Genomic DNA, 21,148 nt, shown 5'->3' with positions numbered 1-21,148 from the left:
CCTACGTCTGTGGATGTGGGCGGGGCGGGGGCTGGGGTGGCTTAAAAAACGCCGGTGCCGCGCCTTGTCGCGGGCGCGGCACCGGTGGAAGGGCGGGTTCCGTCAGGCGAGCTTCGCGTCCAGGGTGATCGTCGTGCCGGTCAGGGCCTGGCTGACCGGGCAGTTCTTCTTGGCGTCCTCGGCGGCGGCGACGAACGCGTCGTTGTCGATGCCGGGGACCGTGCCCTCGACGGTGAGGTGGATGCCGGTGATGCCCTCGCCCGGCTGGAAGGTGACGTCGGCCTTCGTCTCGAGCTTGGTGGGCGGCGTGCCGGCACCGGCCAGGCCGTGCGACAGCGCCATCGAGAAGCAGCTGGAGTGGGCGGCGGCGATCAGTTCCTCGGGGCTGGTCTTCCCGTTCGCCTGCTCGGCGCGCGACGGCCACGACACCGGCTGCTGGCCGATGCCGGAGGAGTCGAAGGTGACGACGCCGTTGCCCTCGAGCAGGTTGCCTTCCCAGACGGTGTGAGCGGTGCGCGTGGTTGCCACGGTTTGTTCCATACCTTTCGCCTAGGGTCCCGTTGCCGGGGTTCCGTAGTCACCATCCGACCACATCCGGGCCGCCCGCACCCATCGAACGGGCCGCGACCTGCCGGGCGGTCTCCGGAAATCGCCTGCCGGGCGGCCGGGTGAGGCCCTACGCTCCGTTCCATGGTCGAACTCTTCCAAGTCCTCGGGGGAATCGCGGGATTTGGTGGGGTCGCTCTCGGCGTCCTGTACCTGCTCTACCGGGACCTCGTGCGCGACATCATCCGCCGGCGGATGTTCCGGACCCTCACGTCGGCACAGGCGACCGTCCTGTTCGGGGCCGTTGTCGTGCTCGCCTTTGCCGTCGCGATCCTCGGGATCTTCGCCACGCTCGCCGAGAGCAGGGGCGTCCAGCAGTTCCTCGTGCTCGTGGGCATGATCCTCTTCTTCCTGCTCGCCGTGGCGTTCATCGCGGTACGCGCGCTCACCGGGCCGGCGGCCCGCGCCGGGAGCGGGGGCCGCGCGGACGGCGAGCGCTCGCTCGCGGCGGTGCGCCGGCACGTCGAGAGCGGGGAGCCGGAGCAGGCCGAACGCGCGCTGGAGGGGGCCCGCCTGGCGCGGGACTCGACGGCCTTCTGGTACTGGAAGGCCCGCATAGCGCTGGCCCGGCCCAACCTCGACGTGGCCTCCGGCTACGTCGAGGAGGCGCTCAAGCTCGACGCCCGCGACCCGTACGTCATCGCGCTCAAGATCGAGCTGCTGCTGCTCGCCAACGGGCGGGTCCAGCGCGACCAGGCCGCACGGCTGTCCGAGGACAGCACCGGACTGAGCGGCGAACTCGACGCGTGGCTGCGCCAGTTGCGGGCCGAGGGCATGTTCGGTGAGGGGCTGCGCACCCGCACCCGCCTCGAGTCCCTGTGCCCGCTGCCCACCCCTACCCCGGAGAACGCCCATGCGGACTGACCGCGAGGCCATCGTCTTCATCGCACCCGCCCCCGACGCGGGGCCGCCCGGTGGCGCGGACACGCCCGGCCCGGGCCCAGTGCCCAGCGGTCCGGGGCCGGCCACCGTGCCGGACGTGCCGGCGGAGGAGGCGGCTCCGGCCCCGCCGGCGGTGGGCGGACCCGGAGCCGGCTCGCCCGGTGCGGGCGCGGGCTCGCCGCCGGGCGGGGCAGCCCTTCCGGGCGGGCCGGGGGCCGGGGCGGATCGTGCCTGGGGAGCCGGTTTCGGCGCTGGGGCCGGTGGGTTCGTGCGGGAGGCGTGGCTCGCCGCGGAGGGCGGTGGGCTGCGGGTCGTGGAACCCGTGGCGTACTCGGCCGACGCCGCTCGGGCGCTGCTCGCGCGGCATCCGGACGCCGTGGTCGTGGTGCACCCGGGGCGGCAGCGGGCGCGGACGGAGCCCCTGCCCGGCGGTGCGCTGTGGGAGCTGCTGCGCCATGGAGTCGCCTTACGGCTGTACGCCTCACCCGCGACGCCCGTCGAGGGCGAGGCCCTGCTGGTGGTGGACCTGCCGCAGGAGGACGGCGAGGCGGACGCGGACCCGCGGGCGGAGGCGCAGCGCGCGGCACGGTGCCGGGGGTTCGCGCAGAGTCACGGCCTGACGCCCGGGTTCGTGCTCGGGCGGAACGCCGCGGACTGGGCGGAGGTTCTGCGGTCCGTCGTGCGCGGCCCCCGGCCGCTGACGGCCGTGGTCCACCCGGACGTCACGCCCCCCGCTCCGGACAGCGCGGACGCGCTGCTGTGGGAGTGGCTGCGGGCCGGCCGGGAGATCCGGTCGGTGTTCGAGCGGCGGCCGCGCCCGTGGGAGCTGCGCCGGGGGGGCGATGCGGAGCGCCTCGAACGCCTGTCCGCCTCCCCCGAGGTGCGCCGGGGCCGGTTTCTGGGACTGGACGACGGCGACGACGAGCGGCCCGTCCCCGCCTCCGCCGACCCGGCCGGCCCGCCACCCGCGGCCCGGGGCGACATCGACGACATGCAGGTGGCGCGCTTGATGGAGGTCGAGCGTCTCAGGACGCGCCAGGCGATGCGCCACGACTTCGACGACCTCGACGACCTCGAACTCCCCGACTTCCTCTCCGTCGACGGTGCCGGCGTACTGCTCCAAAAGGGCCGCGCCGGCCACGGCGGCGCGGGCGGGCACCGGCCTCCCTTCTCCCGGCGTACCGGCGAACCCCTCCCCCACGACGGCCTGTTCATCCGCCGCAACAGCGCCTTCGGCACCCGCTCCCCGCTCGGGGTGCGCGACCTCATCGAGCAGGGCGTGATCATCGGTCAGGAGCAGATCCGCTTCGACGACTTCGTCGCCGCACGCACCGACCAGGTGCCGGGCCCCCCGCCCGGCCGGGCGATCGGCGTCAGCCACGGACTGGCCGCCGCCGAGGGGGACTTCAGGGCCGACGAGGCGACCACCCACTTCCTGGAGATCACCCTCAAGGCGGGCGAGGCGCACCCCGAGGACGCGCCCGGCGAACCGCTCCCCGTCAACTTCGTGTTCGTCGTGGACACCAGCGGCTCGATGCACGGCGAGAAGCTCGACTGCGTCAAGGCCGCCCTCCAGGGCCTGTACGACCGGCTGCGCCCCGCGGACTGCCTGGGCATCATCACCTTCGACCACCACGTCCGCACGGTCCTGGCGGCCACCGCCAAACAGGACCTGCCGGCCGAGCGGTTCGCCGAGGTGGTGGGCCGGCTCAGAGCGGGCGGCGGCACCGACATCCACCTCGGTGTGCAGTACGGCATCGACGAGATCGCCCGCAACGCCGTGGACGGCCGCACCGTCAACTGCCTGTACCTGTTCTCCGACGGCGACCCGACGTCCGGCGAACGGGACTGGATCAGGATCCGCACCAACATCGCGGCCAAGCTCCGCGGCGACCTCACCGTGTCCTGCTTCGGCTTCGGCTCCGACGCGCGGATGCCGGAACTGGCCGCGCTGGCCGGTCTCGCCGGCGGGCACTCCACGTTCGTGACCAGGCCCGAGCAGGTGGGTGCGGACCTGCTCGCCGACCTCGGCCGGCGCGACCACCTGGCCGCCATCGGCATCCAGCTCAAGCTGGACATCGCCCCGGACATGCAGATCCGGCACCTGTACGGCCACGACCTGGTCACCGACCCCCGGGCCAGGGCCGCGGTACTGCGCGAGGCGGGCCGGGCGGCCGAGCGGGCCCGGCAGGACTACGGCGCCGAGGCCCTGCCCGACCTCATCACCGAGGACAAGGGTATCCGCATCTTCGCGCCCGACCTCGCCTTCGAGGAGACGTACTGGATCGTGCTGGAGCTCTCGGTGCCCCCGGGCCGCGAGGCGCCGGGGATCGGCGGCGCCACCGTGCAGTACGTCGACACCCTCACGCGTGAGCCGCACCGGCACGAGCTGGACCTGGGCGCCGGCTGGACATTGCCCGAGGAGACGGTGACCGTGCACGCGGTGGGCCTGTGGACCAGCGAGGTCACCTTCCAGGCGCTGGACGACCTCTACGACCGCGACCGGGACGCGGCGACGAAACGGCTGACGCACCACATCCAGGTGCTGCGCGCCGCGCACAGCCGGCTGCCGGCCAAGGAGTTCCGCGACGACCAGGTCACCCTGCAGAAGCTGATCACCCTCACGGGCACGCTGGACACCCGGGTGTCGTTCAGCGACATGCCGCAGGCCGGGGGCGCGACGGCGCCCGCGATCATGGCGATGAGCGACTTCGGCAGGGTCCGCTCGGGGTTCTGGCCGCAGTACTGACCCTCCGGTCAGGCGGCCCGCTCCCCGGGCTGGTCCCCCACCGGCTCCGCCGGTCCCTCCGGCGGAGCCTGCCGCGCGGCGAGGGGGACCTGCGGGCCCGCGGCCTCCTCCAGCCAGCGGCGCAGGACGCGGTGGACCTGCTCGGCGCCGACGACCTCCCCGCCCCCGTCCACGGGCGGGGAGAGGGCGAGCGGCGACAGCAGGAAGGGCCGGCCCTGGTCGCCGCCGAGGCCGCCGTGGGAGCCGATCTGCTCCTCGAAGGCGAGCACCTCGCCGTCGGCCGGGTCGTGGAAGGAGTTGACCATGATGTCGGCGGTGTGCGGGAAGGAGTGGGTGCGGCGGACGGCGGCGGCCGCGCCGGGGCCGAACGCGGCCAGCGGTCCGGGTTCGGCGTCGAGCCGGTCCAGGGGTGTCTCCGCGCCGCGCGCGCCGAGCACCACCCCGCCGTGCTCCTCGCTGCGCACCAGCAGGAAGCCGACGCCCGGATGGTTGGCGAGGGTGGGCAGCAGGGCCGGGTGGCGGGCGTCGATCTCCTCGCGGCTCATGCGGTGCGGGACGTCCGGGAAGGAGATCAGGCCCAGGTTGCCGGAGGCCAGCACCACCGGTTCAAAGCCGCGTGCGGGCCGGTGGCGCTCGCCGCGCTCCTCGGCCGGGCGGCGCAGCGCGGCCCGTACGGCGGCCCGCGCCTCCGCGCCGCTGCGGGTGCTCCCCCAGGGCTCAACGCCTGGGGGGACCCCCACGGCCCGGCGCGGCACCGGCAGTCCGCAGCCCGCGCGCACCAGGTCGGCGAGGGTCAGGCCGTAGCGGGCGCGGAAGGTCTCCCCGGGGCTCTGCCCGTGGTCGGACAGGACGACGATCCGGTACGGCCGCGGGGCGTGCTCGGCGACCCGCTCGATCAGCGCCAGCGCCCGGTCCAGGCGCCGCAGCACCTGCTCCGCGTCCCGGCTGCGCGGGCCGGAGTGGTGGGCCACCTCGTCGTAGGCGACCAGGTCGGCGTAGACGGCGGTGCGGCCGGCGAGCAGGTCGCCGATGACCGCGGCGACGACGACGTCCCGCTCGACGACGGTGGCGAAGGCGCGCACGAGGGGGTACAGGCCGCCGCGCGAGACGCGCGGGCGCTGCCCGCGGGCGCGGGCGCGCAGGGACTGGCCGATCTCGCGGCCGGCGTCGGCGACGAAGGACAGCGCGGTGCGGACGGCGTTGGCGGGGTCGCAGAAGTAGGCGAAGTAGCCCGCGCGGGAGCGGTTCTCGCGGCCCCGGCGCGCGGAGACGGACAGGACCAGGGCGAGTTCGCCGGCGCCGCCGCTGAACAGGTTGCCGCGGCTGGCTCCGTCGGCGGTGAGCAGCCCGCCGTCGCCGGTGCGTTCGACGGCTCGGCGCTGGAGCTCCACGGCGCCGGCCGGGCGGTTGCAGACCATGACCTCGCCCGTGTCCTTCTCGTACCAGCGGAAGGCGGGGACGTCGTGGTTGGAGCCGTGCAGGATGCCGAGCTGGCTGGCGCCGGTCTGGCTGGACCAGTCGGTGCGCCAGGGGGTGAGCCGGTGGGTGGGGTCCTGTCCGGGCGCGGCGCCGAGCCAGCGGGCCGCGGTGGGCATCAGGCCCCTGTCCACCGCGTCGCGCAGCACGTCGTGGCCGACGCCGTCGAGTTGTACGACGACGGTGCCGGGCGCGGAGGAGCACGGCGGCTGCCGTCTGCGGCGGCGGACCGCGAGCCGGTGCAGCCGGCGCCGGTAGGCCTCATCGTCGCGGACGGCGAGCGCGGCGCCGGTGGCGGAGGCGACCGCGGACATGACGGCGGCCACGATGACGGCGGTCTCGGGGGCGGCCTCGGGCTGCCCCGAGGGGTTGACGCGCAGGGCGAGCAGGAGCAGCGAGCCGTTGAGGAAGAACACCAGCAGGCCGAGCACGAGCGCGGGCACGAGCAGCAGCAGCCGTACGAGGAGCGGCCAGACGACCGCCGACAGCACCCCGAACGCTCCGGCGCCGAGGGCCGCGGTCACGGCGATGGTCGTCGCGCTGTCGCCGTCGGGCGACTGGAGCTGGAAGTCCGGGAGGATCCCGGCGAGCACCAGCATGGTGACCGTGGACACCGCCCACACGGCGATGCTCCGGCCGACCTGACTGGCGGCCCGCCGCCACCACCCGTCCCGCACTCCCGCACACCCCTCACGTCCCGCCCGCTCGCCCCACCGGGCCGGCTCCAGCTTGTCACACCGCGCCCGAAGCCCCTCGGGGCACCGTGAGCGGCGCCGCGCGGACGCCGGGAGCGGCATCGCGCGGGAGGCGCTACCGGCCGTCGTAGCCCGCGGTCGGCATCGACAGGCGGCGGTGGACGTGCGCCTTCATCTGGGCGTCGTACGACGGCTCGGCCTGGCCCACGGTCTCCACCCGCACCCCTCGCCGGGCGCACTCGGCGGTGAACTCCTCCACGGAGGCCAGCGCGCGCTCCAGCACCCGGCGGCTGGGCGCGACGAACAGGTCGACGCCGGCCCGCACCCCGTCCCACAGGGCCGAGTGGTCGGCGCGCAGGCCGCCGACGAGCAGTTCGCGGGCGACGACGTAGCCGTGCTCGGCGGCCCAGCGGGCGCACATCGCGTGCTGGCTGCGGGAGTCGACGAGGAAGGGGTCGTCGTTGAGTTCCTCCAGGGGCGTCAGGCTGGCGATCGCCGTGACCCGGACGCCCCGCGCTGCGGCCGCGCCGGAGGCGGTGTCCCGCACTTCTCCCATGGGGTCCCCCTCACCTCCCGCTTTTCGCCGCCGACCCTACTCCTGCACGTAGGCTCGGGGGGAGTCGCGCGAAGGAGGCAAAGGAGTGCCGGTGGAGATCACCTGGTGGGGGCACGCCACCTGCACGGTCGAGGACTCGGACGTACGCGTGCTCACCGACCCTTTGTTCGCCCGCCGGCTCGCGCATCTGCGCCGCCGGCGCGGCGCGCTGCCCCCGGCGGCGGCCCGGCGCGCGGACGTGGTGCTGGTCTCCCATCTGCACGCCGACCATCTGCACGTGCCGTCCCTGGCGGCGCTCGCCCCGGGCACGCGCCTGCTGGTACCCCGGGGCGCACCCCGGGCGGTACCGGCGCTGCGCCGGCTCGGGCGGCTGCGGATCACCGAGGTCGCGGCCGGTGACCGGGTGGAGGCCGGCGGGGTGACGGTGCGGGCGGTGCCCGCCCGGCACGACGGGCGGCGGCTGCCGGTCGGACCGCACCGGGCCCCCGCGCTCGGTTACGTGGTCGAGGGGCAGGCGCGGACGTACTTCGCCGGGGACACCGGTCTGTTCGAGACGATGGCCGAGGAGGTCGGGCCGGTGGACGTGGCGCTGCTGCCGGTGGGCGGCTGGGGGCCGTACCTCGGCGAGGGGCACCTGGACGCGGGGCGGGCGGCGCAGGCGCTGGCCGAGCTCGCGCCCCGCAGCGCGGTGCCGGTGCACTACGGCACGTACTGGCCGATCGGCATGGACGCCGTACGCCCCCATGAATTCCACGCGCCGGGTGAGGAGTTCGTGCGCCTGGCCGCGCGCCGCGTGCCCCGGGTGGCGGTGCACCGGCTCGCGCACGGCGAGAGCGTGCGCCTGGAGGTCGCCCGGTGATACGGCTCGCCGCCGCCGTGACCTCGGTGGTGCCGACGGAGGCGACCCAGCAGGCGCTGGGGTATCCGTCGCTTTTCCTGCTGGTGCTGATCGGCGCGCTGGTGCCGGTGGTGCCGACCGGGGCGCTGGTCAGTTCCGCGGCCGTGGTGGCGGTGCATCAGACGGCGCCGTTCTCGCTGGCGCTGGTGTTCGTGACCGCGTCGCTGGCCGCGTTCCTCGGGGACGCGGCGCTGTACTGGCTGGGGCGGCGCGGACTGAGGTCGAGGAACGGCTCGCGCTGGCTGGAGGCGATCCGCTCGCGTGCGCCGCGGGACCGGCTGGAGCAGGCCCAGGGCAAGCTCGCCGAGCACGGGGTGGCGGTGCTGGTGCTGTCCCGGCTGGTGCCGGCCGGGCGGATACCGGTGATGCTGGCCTGCCTGCTGGCCGAGTGGCCGCTGCGGCGCTTCTCCCGCGGCAACCTCCCGGCCTGCCTGGCCTGGGCGCTGACGTACCAGCTGATCGGCATCCTCGGCGGCTCGCTCTTCCCCGAGCCCTGGGAGGGCGTGCTCGCGGCGATCCTGCTGACGGTGGCGGTGGGCGCGGCCCCGGGCCTGTGGCGCCGCGCCCGCCGGGCCGAGTCGCCGGCCGAGCGCCCGAACTGACGGGGGCCGTGGGTCAGTCCAGGACGCGTGACGCTCCGACCGGGAGGTCCCAGAGGTCCTCGCGGGGCAGGGACGCCTTCTCCCAGGCGGCTCTGACGCGGGTGAGGGGTTCCAGGACCGGTTCGGCGGAGAGGACGAAGGTGCCCCAGTGCATGGGGGCCATGCGGCGGGCGCCGAGGTCCTGGGCGGCCCGGACGGCTTCCTCGGGGTCGCAGTGGACGTCCCTGAGCCACCAGCGCGGGTCGTAGGCGCCGATGGGGAGCAGGGCGAGGTCGATGCCGGGGTAGCGGGCGCCTATGCGGGAGAACCAGTGGCCGTAGCCGGTGTCGCCGGCGAAGTAGAGGCGCTGCCCGTCGGGGTCGGTGAGCACCCAGCCGCCCCACAGGCTGCGGCAGGTGTCGGTGAGGGTGCGCTTGGACCAGTGGTGGGCCGGTACGAAGTCGAAGCGGACGCCGGACAGTTCGGCAGCCTCCCACCAGTCCAGCTCCGTGACGCGGGTGAACCGGCGGCGCCTGAACCAGCGGCCGAGCCCCGCCGGCACGAACACCGGGGTGTCGCGCGGGAGTCGGCGCAGCGTGGGGGCGTCCAGGTGGTCGTAGTGGTTGTGGCTGATGACGACCGCGTCGACGCGCGGCAGGCTGTCCCAGGGGACGCCGACCGGGGTGATGCGGGCGGGGGTGCCGATGATGCGGCGGGACCACACCGGGTCGGTCAGCACGGTGAGCCCGCCGATGCTCACGACCCAACTGGCGTGTCCCGCCCAGGTGACGGCGAGGGTGCGGGCGTCCACGCGGGGCGGCGGGCCGGGTTCGCAGGGCAGCAGCGGGATGTCGGCGAGGCCTTCTCTGCCCGGTCGTACGGCGCCCTCGCGGGCGAATCTGGCCAGGGCCTTCAGGCCGGGCAGCGGCGCGGTGAGCCGGTCGTGGAAGGCGCGCGGCCACATCCGCCGCTCCCCGAGCGGCCGGGGCTCGGCGAGCGGCGGGGAGGGCGGGGACGCGAGGGCGGCGGAGACGGCAGGGGCGTCTGGCGCCTGGACGGCGGTGGTTGTCGTCGTGGTCGTGGCGGTGGTGGCCGTGGTCATGGACGTTGTCGACTCGGACTGCTGCGTCATCGAGGAGGCTCCCATCGCTGAGCGTCGTCGCGGAGATCGTCGAAGACCGACCTCAAGGAGATCAACGCGCGTTGCACGTGTGGCAGTTCCAACGGCTCGGGGGACACGAGGCATTCCGCGCGCTCCTCCTGCGTGTCACCGAGGAGTTCGGCGGTGGACAGCCGTACGCGCAGGGCGCCGAGGTCGTCGCCGAAGCGGTGGCCGCCGGGCGCGGGCACGCCGAGGCGGGCGCCGAGGAAGTCCTCCAGCTCCTGGGCGTCGCCCACGCCCCGGGCGGCGAGCGCGGAGCGCAGCGGGCCGAGGTCGGCGTAGAGGTGGCGGCCCGCCTGCGGTGGCAGGGCGAGGGCGCCGGCGGCAACGACGGCGGTGTGCGCGGCGTGCGCCAGGCGCGCGTGCAGGCGCACGGAGGCGGTCAGTCGCTCGGTGACCGGTTCGGGTTCGTCGAGGGCGTAGGCGGCGGCGACGGCGATGGGCTCGGCGACGCGGGCGTCCAGCGCGGTGAGGACGTCGAGCACGCGCGCGTGCAGGGCCCGGCCGGTGGATCCGGCGGGGAAGCGGGCGACCGCGGCGGGCCAGCCGGCCGGCAGGAAGGCGCCGGCCAGGTCGCTGACCACGGTGACCCGTTCGGGCAGCATCTCGGCCGGGCTGAGCAGCACCGTCTCGTGCGGCTCGTGCACGGTGTCGCGCCAGGTCTCGTCGCTGACCAGGTGCAGTCCCTCGCCGGCGGCGGCCTCGACGGTCTCGTGCAGCACCTCGGGCGGCGCGACGGTCGCGGTGGGGTCGTCGGCGACGGCGAGCACCAGCAGGCGCGGGTCGCCGCCCTCGGCGCGGACCCTGCGGACGGTCTCCAGCAGCGCGTACGGATCGGGTACGCCACCGCACTCGGCCGGGGTCGCCACGGGGAAGGCGGGTCTGCCGAGCAGACGCGCGTACGGCGCCCACCAGGCGGCGCAGGGCCGGGGCACCAGGACGTCGCCGCCGAGCGCGGCGGTCAGCGCGAGCAGCAGGGTGGGCGCCCCGGGCGCGGCGGCCACGTGGTCGGGCCAGGCGGGAAGCCCGCGCCGCATCCAGTAGCCGCAGGCCGCGTCGAGGAGATCCGTACCCCCGCCGATGGCCCGGTGCCTCCCGCGCCCTGCGGCCGCGGCCAGCACGGCGGCCAGCTCCGGCAGCACCGGCAGCCCGTCCCCGGGCAGCACCGACGGCCCGTACCGGACCGGCCCGTGCCCCTCGGTCGCCCGGCCGTCCGAGTCCGTCGGGTCCGCCGGGTCCGTTCGCCGCATGTGTGCCTCCGGGCAGGGGCTGGGGTGCCGTGTCGTGCCGGGGCGTTCCGCGCGGGACGGGTGGTGCGCGGGGGCGCCTTCGGGTCGTACGGGGTACGGGTACCCAGAGCGGCGCCGCCCCATGGCCGACCGAGGTCAGCCGTCGGTCGTCCGGCGGCGCCACGTGCGGTGCACGGCCGCGCCCAGGGCGGCGGCGATCAGCGCGCCGCCGCCGATCAGCGCGGGCAGCGACACGCTGAAGGAACCGCCGTCGCCCGCCTGCACGGCGGACGGGAACGACGATCCCGCGCGGGACGGCTCCGCCGTGGCGTGGTCGCGGGCCGGGGTGCGCGAGGGGCCCCGCGAGGCCTGGTCGCGGCCGGGGTCGAGGGGCGCGGTGCCCAGGGACGGGGCGTGGGAGGGGTCGCGGGAGGAATCACGGGAGGGGTCGTACGCCGGCGCGTTGGTGGGCGTGCGCGTGGGGCCGGCCGAGGACGCGGCGCCGTACGGCGGGACGGCGTTGTACGGCGTGGCCGCGCTGTTCGGCGTCACCGCGCTGTTCGGCGACGAGTCGCCGGCGAGGTCCGGGACGGACAGGTGGCGCGCGGGGTCGTGGGCGAGCGCGTCCAGCAGGACCGGGTCGTCGGAGGGGTCGTCGGAAGGGTCGTCCTGTAGGGCAGCGGGCGCTGCGGCGGCGGTCGCCCGCGGCCCGAATCCCTCGAGTGCGGCGGCGGCCGGAGCGGCGGAACCCGCTATGAGGCCGGCCAGGAGGACGGCGGACAGGGCACTGGGAGTGGTACGGCGCATGAGCGGGGCTCCTCGGACCGACGGCGGCCGAAGGCACGACGTCCGTGCCTTCCGCAGCCATCACATCCGCTCGCGCCCCTCGCCGCGCGCGGCCGAGCCCCATTAGCGGGACACCAACGGCCTATCGGGTGACGTCCACGGACGCCCGCCCGTGCGGGTGGGCGGCTCAGGCCCCGTCCCGCATGACCTGCTCGCGCAGGCGGGCGCAGCACCGGCTGATCAGCCTCGAGACGTGCATCTGCGAGATGCCCAGCTGCTCGGCGATCCGGCTCTGCGTCATGTCGCCGAAGAAGCGCATGTAGAGGATGGCCCGCTCGCGCTCGGGCAGCGCGGCCAGCCGGGGCCTGACGGCCTCGCGGTCCACGACGGTGTCCAGCGCGGGGTCGGGCGAGCCGAGGGAGTCGCTGAGCGAGTAACCGTCCTCGCTGCCGGGCAGTTCCGCGTCGAGGGAGAGCGCGGTGAAGCTCTCCAGCGCCTCCAGGCCGACGCGGACGTCCTCCTCGCTCATGCCGGCGTGCTCGGCGATCTCGGTGACGGTGGGCTGCCGGCCCGGCGTGGTCTGGGTGAGGTCCTGCCGCGCGAAGCGCACCCGGTTGCGCAGGTCCTGCACCCGGCGCGGCACGTGCAGGGTCCACATGTGGTCGCGGAAGTGCCGCTTGATCTCGCCGGTGATGGTCGGGACGGCGTAGCTCTCGAAGGCGTTGCCGCGCTCGGGGTCGTAGCGGTCGACCGCCTTGACCAGGCCGAGGGCCGCGACCTGGCGCAGGTCCTCGTAGCTCTCGCCGCGGCTGCGGAAGCGGCCGGCGAGCCGCTCGGCCATGGGCAGCCAGGCCTCGACGATCTCGTCGCGCAGCGCGTCGCGCCGGGGTCCGTCCGTGAGGGTGCCGAGGCGCCGGAAGGCGTCGGCGGTGTCGGGGGCGTCGTCGTGCGGGTGGTGCCTTGCGCTCGCTCGGGTTCGCATGGTGCCTCGCAACTCTTGGAAGTGCTCTGCGGTGGACGACGGTCACCGTGGGGGCGCGGGCGCGATCCGGACGGCCGCGAAGGACGGCGGCGCGACGGCGCCGCTCCCACGGACGTGCCTCCGGTCCGAAGCACTGAGTGTGCGCCTGCCCAGGGCCCCCGCGGGCAAACACCCGCCCGCGTCAAGAAAGGACGGGGCTGCCCGGGCGGGGCGGCCCGGCGCCGGTGGCATGCCCCGGTGCGGTCCGGAAAGGCCGTGTCGGGTGGGGCTGCACGGGTACGCGGGGGCCACCCCCGACGATGTGGAGGGAGACATGCAGCGAGGCAGTGACCGGCTGAGTGTCCACCGTGACGACGAGATGAAGCACGAACTTCAGGGCCTGCTCAGGTCCGGCCACCCCACGCGGAGCGAGGAGTGGCACGACCCGGAGCCGACCGCCGAGGACGACCCGGAGATCTGGGGCGGACCGGTGGCGCCGGGCGGGTCCCGGGCGTCCCTGGAGACCGTGCGCCTGGAACTGGCCAGGATCCTGGGACGCAGCGCCTTCCCGGCGGGCCCGGCCGAGCTGATCCGGGTGCTGCGCCGCAAGAACGCGCCCGACGCGCTGGTCGAGGCGCTGGAGCGGCTGCCACGCAAGGCGCAGTACGCCAACGTGCAGGAACTGGCGAAAGAGCTGACGCAGACCGAGCGGCCCGCGCGGGAGGACCGCACCCAGGCCGGCTGAGAGGACGTGGGAACCATCATGCGCATCGCATTTCTGACCGCACCCGAGGGCGTCGAGCAGGTAGAGCTCACCGAGCCCTGGAAGGCGGCCAAGGACGCCGGGCACGAGACCGTACTGGTCTCGACGAAGCCGGGGAAGGTCCAGGCGTTCAACCACCTGGACAAGGCGGACACCTTCCCCGTCGACGCGGTCGTCGGGGACACCTCCGCCGACTCCTTCGACGCGCTCGTCCTGCCGGGCGGCGTGGCCAACCCGGACTTCCTTCGGATGGACGAGAAGGCCGTGGCGTTCGTCAAGGACTTCTTCGAGCAGGGCCGCCCGGTGGCCGCCATCTGCCACGCGCCGTGGACCCTGGTCGAGGCCGGTGTCGTACGCGACCGGGTGCTGACCTCGTGGCCGAGCCTGCGGACAGACATCCGCAACGCGGGCGGCACCTGGGTGGACGAACAGGTGAAGATCTGCGACCACGGCCCGAACAAGCTGGTCACCAGCCGCAAGCCGGACGACCTGAAGGCGTTCTGCGAGGCGTTCCTGGACGTGTTCGCGCAGCAGACCGCCTAGCCGGTCGCGTAGCCGGTCGCGGGCCGCCCGGGGCGGTCCCGTCCGGACGCGCCCGAGGCTGTACGGCCCGGACGCCTCCGAGGCGGTACGGTCCGGACGGCCGGAGCCCGCCGGCGCGCCGCAGGAAGCGCGCCGGCGGACACGTCCGGCCCGGCGGCCCGAGCCGCCTCGGGCGGCCGGGATCCGGTTGCGGCCGGGAGCCGGTTCAGGTGCGGGGAGTCGCCGACTCCCCGCATCCGCGTTCCCGGGCCCCCTCGCGGGTGCGGCTCGCGGAGACCGTGCGCCGCGGGTTGCGGCGCAGGTACTCGCCCTCGAGCTGGGCCATGCGCTCGTTGTGGGCCCGCAGCGCGTCGTTCGAGCCGTACAGCAGCGTGTCGTGACGCGTGCGGTGGATCGTCTCCAGCTCCTTCATCAGCTGCTGGTCGTCCAGCCGGCCCGGTTCGACTCCGGTCATGGTGTTGCCCCGCTCGTCGTGTTCGTTCATGCGGCCCGGGTACCCGCCCGGCGTGCACTACCACCGAACGGCACCCGGGAGGGACGCCATGGATCTCGCTTTTCTGAATCCACTGTACGAACACCCGGGCCCCTGGGCCTCCGTGTACGTCGACACCTCCCGGCGCACGGAGGACACCGCGCACGAGCTGCACCTCACGGCTCAGGCGATGGGCCGCGAGCTGTCCCGGCAGGGCGCGGACGAGGCCACCTGCCGGGCCGTGGAGACAGCCGTCGAGGATCTGCGCCACTCCCCCGACCCGCACGGGCGGGCCCTGTTCGCCCGGGCCGGCACGGTCGTCCTGGACCCGCCGCTGGCGCGTCCGCCGCGGGGCGGCAGCTGGGCCGAGTGGGCGCCGCTCCCGCGCGTCGGGCCGTTGCTGGAGCTGGCCGGCGAGGATCCGGTGGCGATCGTGGCGTACGTGGACCGCAAGGGCGCGGACTTCGAGCTGCGCAGCGCGCTGGGCCGGGAGCAGGCCGGTTCGGTGGTGGGCCGGCAGTGGCCGGTGCACCGCACCGGCAGCGTCGACTGGTCGGAGCGGCACTTCCAGCTGAAGGTGGAGAACACCTGGGAGCACAACGCGGCCGAGATCGCCGACGCGCTCAGCGTGTGCCAGGAGGAGAGCGGGGCCGATCTGCTGATCATGGTCGGTGACGACCGGGAGCGGCACGAGGTGCGCGACCGGCTGCCCAAGCGGCTGCGGGACCGGGTCGCCGAGGCCTCCCACGGCAGCGGCAGCAGGCTGCTGGACGAGGAGGTGGAGCGGATCCGCGACGAGCACGTGCGGCAGCGCGTGGAGGCGGAGCTGGACAGGTTCCGGGCCGCCCGCGCCCCCGACGACGAGGGCCGGGCGGGTGCCGTGGAGGGCGTGCCCGCGCTGGTCGAGGCGGCCCGAGAGCACCGGCTCGCGGAGTTGCTGATCACCCCGGACGGGCCGGACAGCCACCGCGAGGTGTGGATCGGCGAGGACCCCGACCAGGTGGCGGTGCGCCGTACGGAGCTGAAGATCCTCGGCGAGCAGCACTCCTGGCCGGCCCGCGCGGACGACGCCCTGATCCGCTCGGCGGTCACCACCGACGCCGCCGTCCTGTCCCTGGCCCCGATGACCGATCCCGGCGAGCCGGGTGAGCCCGGTCGGCCGGGTGGGGCCGGCGGCGCCGCGGAGGCGGCGGAGGGCTCACCGGCGGGCGGGCTGGGCGCGCTCCTGCGCTGGAAGTGACCGCCCGGCCCTCACCGTGCGCGTTCGACGCGGCGTTCGTCCCAGACCGGTTCCGGGGTCTCCCGGATCCGGCCGTCCGCGCCGAAGACCAGGTAGCGGTCGAAGGAGCGCGCGAACCAGCGGTCGTGGGTGACGGCGAGGACGGTGCCCTCGAAGGCCTCCAGGCCCTCCTGGAGCGCCTCGGCGGACTCCAGGTCGAGGTTGTCGGTCGGCTCGTCCAGGAGGAGGGCCGTGGCGCCGGCCAGTTCCAGCAGGAGGATCTGGAAGCGGGCCTGCTGGCCGCCGGAGAGGCGGTCGAAGGCCTGCTCGGCCTGGCCGGTCAGCTCGTAGCGGCGCAGCCGTGACATCGCCGCGCCGCGGTCCTGCGCGTGCTCCTTCCACAGGATGTCCAGCAGGGTGCGGCCCTGGAGCTCGGGGTGGGCGTGGGTCTGCGCGAAGTGGCCGGGGACCACGCGGGCGCCGAGCTTCCACTGCCCGGTGTGGGCCACGTCCTCGCCGGCCAGCAGCCGCAGGAAGTGCGACTTGCCCGAGCCGTTGGAGCCGAGGACGGCGACCCGCTCGCCGTAGAACACCTCCAGGTCGAAGGGTTTCATCAGGCCGGTCAGTTCCAGGTTCGCGCAGGTGACCGCGCGGACGCCGGTGCGGCCGCCCTTCAGGCGCATGCGGATGTCCTGCTCGCGCGGAGGCTCCGGGGGCGGCCCCGCCTCCTCGAACTTGCGCAGCCTGGTCTGCGCCGCCTGGTAGCGGGAGGCCAACTCGTGGCTGATGGTGGCCGCCTGACGCAGACTCAGCACCAGCTTCTTCAGCTGGGCGTGCTTCTCGTCCCAGCGCCGGCGCAACTCCTCGAAGCGGGCGAAGCGTTCGCGCCTGGCCTCGTGGTAGGTGGCGAAGCCGCCGCCGTGCACCCAGGCGTCGGCGCCGCCGGGCCCGGGTTCCACGGAGACGATCTTCTCGGCGGCGCGGGCGAGGAGTTCGCGGTCGTGGGAGACGAACAGGACCGTCTTGCGGGTCTCCCGCAGCCGCTCCTCCAGCCAGCGCTTGCCGGGCACGTCGAGGTAGTTGTCCGGCTCGTCGAGCAGCAGGACCTCGTCGGTGCCGCGCAGCAGCGCCTCCAGTACCAGCCGCTTCTGCTCGCCGCCGGACAGGGTGCGCACCTGCCGCCACTGCGCCTTGTCGTAGGGCACGCCGAGGGCCGCGGTGGTGCACATGTCCCACAGGGTCTCGGCCTCGTAGCCGCGGGCCTCCGCCCAGTCGGCCAGCGCCTGCGCGTACGCGAGCTGGGCGGCCTCGTCGTCGACCGTCATGATGGCGTGCTCGGCCGCGTCGACGGCGCGCGCGGCCTCCTGGATGCGCGGCGGGGCGACCGACACCAGCAGGTCGCGCACGGTGGTCTCGTCCCGTACGGAGCCGACGAACTGGCGCATCACGCCCAGGCCGCCGCTGACGGTCACGGTGCCGCCGTGCGGCTTGAGCTCACCGGAGATCAGGCGCAGCAGGGTGGTCTTGCCCGCGCCGTTCGGGCCGACGAGGGCCACCGCGGCGCCCTCCCCCACCCGGAAGGAGACGTCGCCGAGCAGCGCCCTCCCGTCGGGCAGGTAGTACTCCAGGTGCGCGGCCTCCAGATGTCCCATGAGCACGCATTCTGCGGGCGGCCCCAACGGCACGGCAAACGCTTATCCCGGCCGGCGCGCGCTGGCGGGCCGGGAGGGGCCTACCGCTCGTGCCGGGCGGGCCCTCGCCGCGGGGGCCGTTCCCCGGGTACGGGGCGCCCGGTCGGGCCGCTCTCCCCGGCGGGCGGCACCAGCGCGCCCGCCCAGGACAGGGCCTTCCAGCCGTCCGCGGGCGAGCCCTCCAGGATCACCACGCCGGTGTTGCGCAGGGAGTGGACGGCGGCGAAGTCCGCGTCGAGGTTGTGGGCGCGGGCGGCGGTCCACAGCCGGACGGCCGCGCCGTGGCCGACCATGACGACGGTCCGGGCCCCGCTGTCCGCCGCCTCGGCGACGACCGCGTCCAGGCGTGCCAGCGTCTCCGCCCCGCTCTCGCCGCCCGGCATGCGCAGGGCGGTGTCCCCGGCGGCCCAGGCCAGCACCGTGCGCATGTACCGCTGCCCGCGCGGCGAGTCGCCGGGCTCCATCTCCAGCTCGCCCGCGGCCACCTCGCGCAGGCCGTCGCGGACGAGCACGTCCAGGCCGCGGGCGGCGGCCAGCGGCGCGGCGGTGAGCCGGGTGCGCAGCAGGGACGAGGCGTAGACGGCCTCGACGTCCTCGCCGGCGAGCGCCTCGGGCAGTGCGGCCGCCTGCCGCTCACCGAGTGCGGTGAGCCCCGCGCCCGGCGGCGCGGTGTCCAGCAGGCCGTCCAGGTTGGACGGGGTCTGACCATGGCGTACGAGGAGCAGGCGCATGCGGGCTTTCCCGGGCGTAGGAGCCGGTTCGTGGAGCCGGACGGAGGAGTGGCGCCGCCCGCGCGCGACCGGGCGCACAAGAAACGGCCACATCAGGGTAGCGGTGCCTGTATGACCCCAGACGTCGACCTCACCGTGCCGAAGACCGGCGCCCACAGCGCCCTGAAGCGGATGCTCGCCCTGGACTGCCGGCTCTTCGAGTTCGCGGCCGAGCGGAACTGGCCGGGCGCCGGGCCCGTGCTGCCCCGGCTGAGCCGGAGCGCGAACCACGGGGTGCTGTGGTTCGCGGCGGCCGCGGCCATCACGGCCAGCCGCACCCCGCGCGCCCGCCGTGCCGCGGTCCGGGGCCTGGCATCGCTGAGCCTGGCCTCCCTGACGATCAACACGCTCGGCAAGCGCTCGGTGCGGCGCCCGCGGCCGGTCCTGGACCCGGTGCCGGTGATGCGCCGGCTCAAGCGGCAGCCCATCACCACGTCCTTCCCGTCCGGCCACGCGGCCTCCGCGGCCGCCTTCGCGACCGGGGTCGCCCTGGAGTCCCCGGCCTGGGGCGCGGCGGTGGCCCCGGTCGCCGCCTCGGTCGCGCTGTCCCGCGTCTACACCGGCGTGCACTTCCCGAGCGACGTGCTGGCGGGCGCGGCCCTCGGCGTGGGCGCCGCGTTCGCCGTACGGGCCCTGGTGCCGACCCGGGCCCAGGCCGCGCCGCCGGCCCGGCCGCGCGCCGACCTGCCGGCGCTGCCGGGCGGCGAGGGACTGGTGCTGGTCGCCAACAGCGCCTCCGGCAGCGCCGACCGCGCCCGCGCGCTGCGCGACGCGCTGCCGAAGGCCGAGGTCGTGGAGTGCGAACCTGAGGACGTGGAGGCCGAGTTGGAGCGGGCGGCCGGCCATGCGAGGGTGCTCGGCGTGTGCGGCGGCGACGGCACGGTGAACACGGCCGCCGGGGTGGCGCTGCGCCGCGGCCTGCCGCTGGCGGTGCTGCCCGGCGGCACCCTCAACCACTTCGCCTACGACCTCGGCGTGGAGGACGCCCGCGATCTGAGCCGGGCCGTCGAGCAGGGCGAGGGCGTGCGGGTGGACGTGGGCCGCTTCGTCGCCGGGCGGAAGCGGGGCGTCTTCCTCAACACCTTCAGCCTCGGCGTCTACCCGGAGCTGGTGCGCGAGCGGGAGCGCTGGTCGGAGCGGATCGGCGGGTGGCCGGCCGGGGTGCTGGCGGCCGTACGGGTGCTGCGCGCCGACCGCCACCCGCTGGAGGCGGAGTTCGCGGGGCGGCGGCACCCGCTGTGGCTGCTGTTCGCGGGCAACGGCATGTACCACCGCATGGGCCTGGCGCCCGGCCGCAGGCAGGACCTGGCGGACGGCCGGCTCGACGTGCGCGTGGTGCACGGTGGCCGGCGGCCCGCTCTCAGGCTGCTGTCAGCCGCTCTGGCGGGGCCGCTGACCCGTTCCCCCGCGCACGCCGCCGTCCAGGTGGGCCGGCTGCATCTGGCCGGCGTCGCCCCCGGCACCCTGCTCGCCTACGACGGCGAGGTGATGGAGGTGGAGGGCGACGTGTGGCTGGAGAAGCTGCCGCAGGCGCTGACGGTGTACCGGCCGCTGCCGCCCCAGTGAACCCGGGGGGCGGCCGACGTGTTCTCCCGTGGGCCGCCCTTTCGGCGTCCCCGACCGTCCGTCAGTCCAGTATACGAAACGCGTATCTCATCATGCGGCACGCGGGCGTACCGTGACGGACACCGGCCGGGGTGTCACGGGACCCCTGGACGCACCGGTTCGACGGAAGGGGTCCAGCCATGCCCGAGCCGCGGGAGACGGCCGTCTACACGCACGGCCACCACGAGTCCGTACTGCGTTCGCACACCTGGCGCACCGCCGCCAACTCCGCGGCGTACCTGCTCGGTTCGCTCAAGCCCCACATGCGGATCCTGGACATCGGCTGCGGTCCGGGCACCATCACCGCCGACCTGGCCCAGCTGGTGCCCGCCGGGCACGTCACCGGCGTCGACCGGGCGCCCGGCGTGCTGGAGCAGGCCCGCGCGACGGCGACTCGACGGGGGCTGAGCAACGTGGACTTCGCGGTCGCGGACGTGCACGCCCTGGACTACCCGGACGACACGTTCTGCGTGGTCCACGCCCACCAGGTGCTCCAGCACGTGGGCGACCCGGTGCGGGCGCTGCGCGAGATGCTGCGGGTGACGAAGCCGGGCGGGTACGTCGCCGTCCGGGACGCGGACTACGCGGCGATGACCTGGTACCCCGAGGTGCCGGGCCTGGACGACTGGCTGGACCTGTACCGGCGGGTGGCCCGCGCCAACGGCGGCGAGCCCGACGCGGGCCGCAGGCTGCGCTCCTGGGCGCTGGCGGCCGGCTGCGCGGACGTCACGGCCACCTCCTCCACCTGGACCTACGTCACTGAGGACGAGCGCGCGTGGTGGAGCGGGCTGTGGGCCGACCGGACCCTGGCGTCCGCGTACGCCGACCGCGCCACCGAGGGCGGTCACGCCACCGCGGACCGGCTGCGGGCGGTGTCGGACGCCTGGCGGGAGTGGGGGCGGCGCGAGGACGGCTGGTTCGCCGTCCTGCACGGGGAAATCCTGTGCCGCAAGGGGGCCTGATCGCGGCTTTGCGGGAAACCCGGACCAGCAGGAGGTTCATTATGGTTCCCATCCTGCTCGTACTGCTTCTGGCGCTGATTCTCTTCGGGGTCGGATTCGCGGTGAAGGTGCTCTGGTGGATTGCGCTGGCGGTGCTCGTCGTGTGGCTGCTGGGCTTCCTGGTCCGCGGTACGACCACCGCCGGCGGCAGGGGCCGTTGGTACAGGTGGTAGTCGTCCGGTAGGCGGGGACGGCGCCCGGGAGACCCGGGCCGCTCACTCCCGGGGAAGCAGCGGTCCCAGCGGCCCGAGGTCCAGATTCAGGTCCTCGGGCCGCAGTCCGTAGCGGTCGCGCAGTTCGGCCATGCGGTCCTCGAGCAGCATCAGCGTCAGGCCGATGCGCTCCTCCTGCTCCTCGGTCAGGTCACCGACGTCGAAGCGGCGCAGCGCCTGCCGTTCCATCAGCTGACGCAGCAGTTCCACCACCGTCAGGACCAGTTTCACCAGGTCGCGTTCGACGGTGTCGGGTTCGAGTTCCAGACGCTTGCGCGCGGTCACGGCGGC

General features: G+C 75.1%; 21 protein-coding genes. 10 read left to right on the top strand and 11 right to left on the bottom strand.

The features are described from left to right. Positions 1-102: 102 nt before the first annotated feature. Entirely contained in the window at positions 103-528 is a 426-nt protein-coding gene (locus IE217_RS29270) for an OsmC family protein (RefSeq protein WP_190180963.1), read from the bottom strand. A gap of 162 nt (positions 529-690) precedes the next feature. Between IE217_RS29270 and IE217_RS29265 the strand changes: the two genes are divergently transcribed. Next, positions 691-1,470 (top strand): hypothetical protein, encoded by a 780-nt coding sequence (locus IE217_RS29265; protein WP_229865680.1) that lies wholly within the window; start codon positions 691-693, stop codon positions 1,468-1,470. Between the two features lie 286 nt (positions 1,471-1,756). Further along, a complete protein-coding gene (locus IE217_RS29260; RefSeq protein ID WP_190180962.1) occupies positions 1,757-4,237 on the top strand; it encodes a VWA domain-containing protein in 2,481 nt (826 codons plus the stop codon). 8 nt (positions 4,238-4,245) lie between these two features. Here the strand turns inward: IE217_RS29260 and IE217_RS29255 are convergent, their stop codons facing one another. After that, positions 4,246-6,336, bottom strand: coding sequence for a phage holin family protein (locus IE217_RS29255; protein ID WP_229865685.1), 2,091 nt, complete (start codon positions 6,334-6,336; stop codon positions 4,246-4,248). A 187-nt stretch (positions 6,337-6,523) separates the two neighbouring features. Beyond that, positions 6,524-6,964 (bottom strand): hypothetical protein, encoded by a 441-nt coding sequence (locus IE217_RS29250; protein WP_190180960.1) that lies wholly within the window; start codon positions 6,962-6,964, stop codon positions 6,524-6,526. 85 nt (positions 6,965-7,049) lie between these two features. Between IE217_RS29250 and IE217_RS29245 the strand changes: the two genes are divergently transcribed. Both IE217_RS29245 and IE217_RS29240 read left to right on the top strand, forming a co-directional pair. Then, positions 7,050-7,823: an MBL fold metallo-hydrolase gene (locus tag IE217_RS29245; protein ID WP_190180959.1), complete on the top strand. Its 774-nt coding sequence runs from the start codon at positions 7,050-7,052 to the stop codon at positions 7,821-7,823. Further along, positions 7,820-8,464 carry a DedA family protein gene (locus IE217_RS29240; protein ID WP_190180958.1) on the top strand — a complete coding sequence of 215 codons (645 nt, stop codon included), beginning with the start codon at positions 7,820-7,822 and terminating at the stop codon, positions 8,462-8,464. The genes IE217_RS29245 and IE217_RS29240 overlap by 4 nt, the downstream gene beginning before the upstream one ends. 13 nt (positions 8,465-8,477) lie before the next feature. Here the strand turns inward: IE217_RS29240 and IE217_RS29235 are convergent, their stop codons facing one another. From IE217_RS29235 to IE217_RS29220, 4 genes are all read right to left on the bottom strand, one after another. Then, entirely contained in the window at positions 8,478-9,575 is a 1,098-nt protein-coding gene (locus tag IE217_RS29235) for an MBL fold metallo-hydrolase (RefSeq protein ID WP_190180957.1), read from the bottom strand. Further along, positions 9,572-10,855 (bottom strand): aminotransferase class I/II-fold pyridoxal phosphate-dependent enzyme, encoded by a 1,284-nt coding sequence (locus IE217_RS29230; protein ID WP_190180956.1) that lies wholly within the window; start codon positions 10,853-10,855, stop codon positions 9,572-9,574. The genes IE217_RS29235 and IE217_RS29230 overlap by 4 nt, the downstream gene beginning before the upstream one ends. Before the next feature lie 135 nt (positions 10,856-10,990). Beyond that, positions 10,991-11,641 (bottom strand): hypothetical protein, encoded by a 651-nt coding sequence (locus tag IE217_RS29225; protein ID WP_190180955.1) that lies wholly within the window; start codon positions 11,639-11,641, stop codon positions 10,991-10,993. 166 nt (positions 11,642-11,807) lie between these two features. Further along, positions 11,808-12,602 carry an RNA polymerase sigma factor SigF gene (locus tag IE217_RS29220; RefSeq protein WP_190180954.1) on the bottom strand — a complete coding sequence of 265 codons (795 nt, stop codon included), beginning with the start codon at positions 12,600-12,602 and terminating at the stop codon, positions 11,808-11,810. A gap of 313 nt (positions 12,603-12,915) precedes the next feature. On the opposite strand from IE217_RS29220, the gene IE217_RS29215 reads away from it, so the two are divergent. Beyond that, the gene (locus IE217_RS29215) at positions 12,916-13,326 is read left to right on the top strand and encodes a DUF2795 domain-containing protein (protein WP_190180953.1); all 411 of its coding nucleotides are present in this window, start codon (positions 12,916-12,918) and stop codon (positions 13,324-13,326) included. Between the two features lie 18 nt (positions 13,327-13,344). Next, positions 13,345-13,887: a type 1 glutamine amidotransferase domain-containing protein gene (locus tag IE217_RS29210; protein ID WP_190180952.1), complete on the top strand. Its 543-nt coding sequence runs from the start codon at positions 13,345-13,347 to the stop codon at positions 13,885-13,887. Between the two features lie 205 nt (positions 13,888-14,092). Here IE217_RS29210 and IE217_RS29205 read toward each other — a convergent pair whose 3' ends face one another. Beyond that, on the bottom strand, positions 14,093-14,371 hold the full coding sequence (locus IE217_RS29205) for a DUF6158 family protein (RefSeq protein WP_190180951.1): 279 nt from the start codon (positions 14,369-14,371) through the stop codon (positions 14,093-14,095). A 58-nt stretch (positions 14,372-14,429) separates the two neighbouring features. Here IE217_RS29205 and IE217_RS29200 point away from each other — a divergent pair, with 58 nt between their 5' ends. Further along, complete coding sequence (locus IE217_RS29200) at positions 14,430-15,599, top strand: baeRF2 domain-containing protein (RefSeq protein WP_190180950.1); 1,170 nt, start codon at positions 14,430-14,432, stop codon at positions 15,597-15,599. An 11-nt stretch (positions 15,600-15,610) separates the two neighbouring features. On the opposite strand, the gene IE217_RS29195 is transcribed toward IE217_RS29200, so the two are convergent. Then, complete coding sequence (locus tag IE217_RS29195) at positions 15,611-17,230, bottom strand: ABC-F family ATP-binding cassette domain-containing protein (protein ID WP_190180949.1); 1,620 nt, start codon at positions 17,228-17,230, stop codon at positions 15,611-15,613. An 80-nt stretch (positions 17,231-17,310) separates the two neighbouring features. Next, the gene (locus IE217_RS29190; protein WP_190180948.1) at positions 17,311-18,000 is read right to left on the bottom strand and encodes a histidine phosphatase family protein; all 690 of its coding nucleotides are present in this window, start codon (positions 17,998-18,000) and stop codon (positions 17,311-17,313) included. Between the two features lie 111 nt (positions 18,001-18,111). Here IE217_RS29190 and IE217_RS29185 point away from each other — a divergent pair, with 111 nt between their 5' ends. The 3 genes from IE217_RS29185 to IE217_RS29175 all read left to right on the top strand — a co-directional run bounded on the left by IE217_RS29185 (position 18,112) and on the right by IE217_RS29175 (position 20,818). Next, positions 18,112-19,605, top strand: a complete 1,494-nt coding sequence (locus tag IE217_RS29185; protein WP_190180947.1) for a bifunctional phosphatase PAP2/diacylglycerol kinase family protein — start codon at positions 18,112-18,114, stop codon at positions 19,603-19,605. A gap of 179 nt (positions 19,606-19,784) precedes the next feature. Then, on the top strand, positions 19,785-20,606 hold the full coding sequence (locus tag IE217_RS29180; protein ID WP_190180946.1) for a class I SAM-dependent methyltransferase: 822 nt from the start codon (positions 19,785-19,787) through the stop codon (positions 20,604-20,606). Positions 20,607-20,647: 41 nt separating this feature from the next. Beyond that, entirely contained in the window at positions 20,648-20,818 is a 171-nt protein-coding gene (locus tag IE217_RS29175) for a hydrophobic protein (RefSeq protein ID WP_190180945.1), read from the top strand. A gap of 42 nt (positions 20,819-20,860) precedes the next feature. Here IE217_RS29175 and IE217_RS29170 read toward each other — a convergent pair whose 3' ends face one another. Beyond that, positions 20,861-21,142, bottom strand: coding sequence for a gas vesicle protein K (locus IE217_RS29170; RefSeq protein ID WP_189706113.1), 282 nt, complete (start codon positions 21,140-21,142; stop codon positions 20,861-20,863). Between the last annotated feature and the right edge of the window lie 6 nt (positions 21,143-21,148).

Origin of the sequence: Streptomyces naganishii JCM 4654 (assembly GCF_014650575.1) — a bacterium.
Taxonomy (GTDB): domain Bacteria; phylum Actinomycetota; class Actinomycetes; order Streptomycetales; family Streptomycetaceae; genus Streptomyces; species Streptomyces naganishii.
Note: the sequence above shows the minus strand (reverse complement) of the source record. Positions and strands in the feature narration are given on the sequence as shown.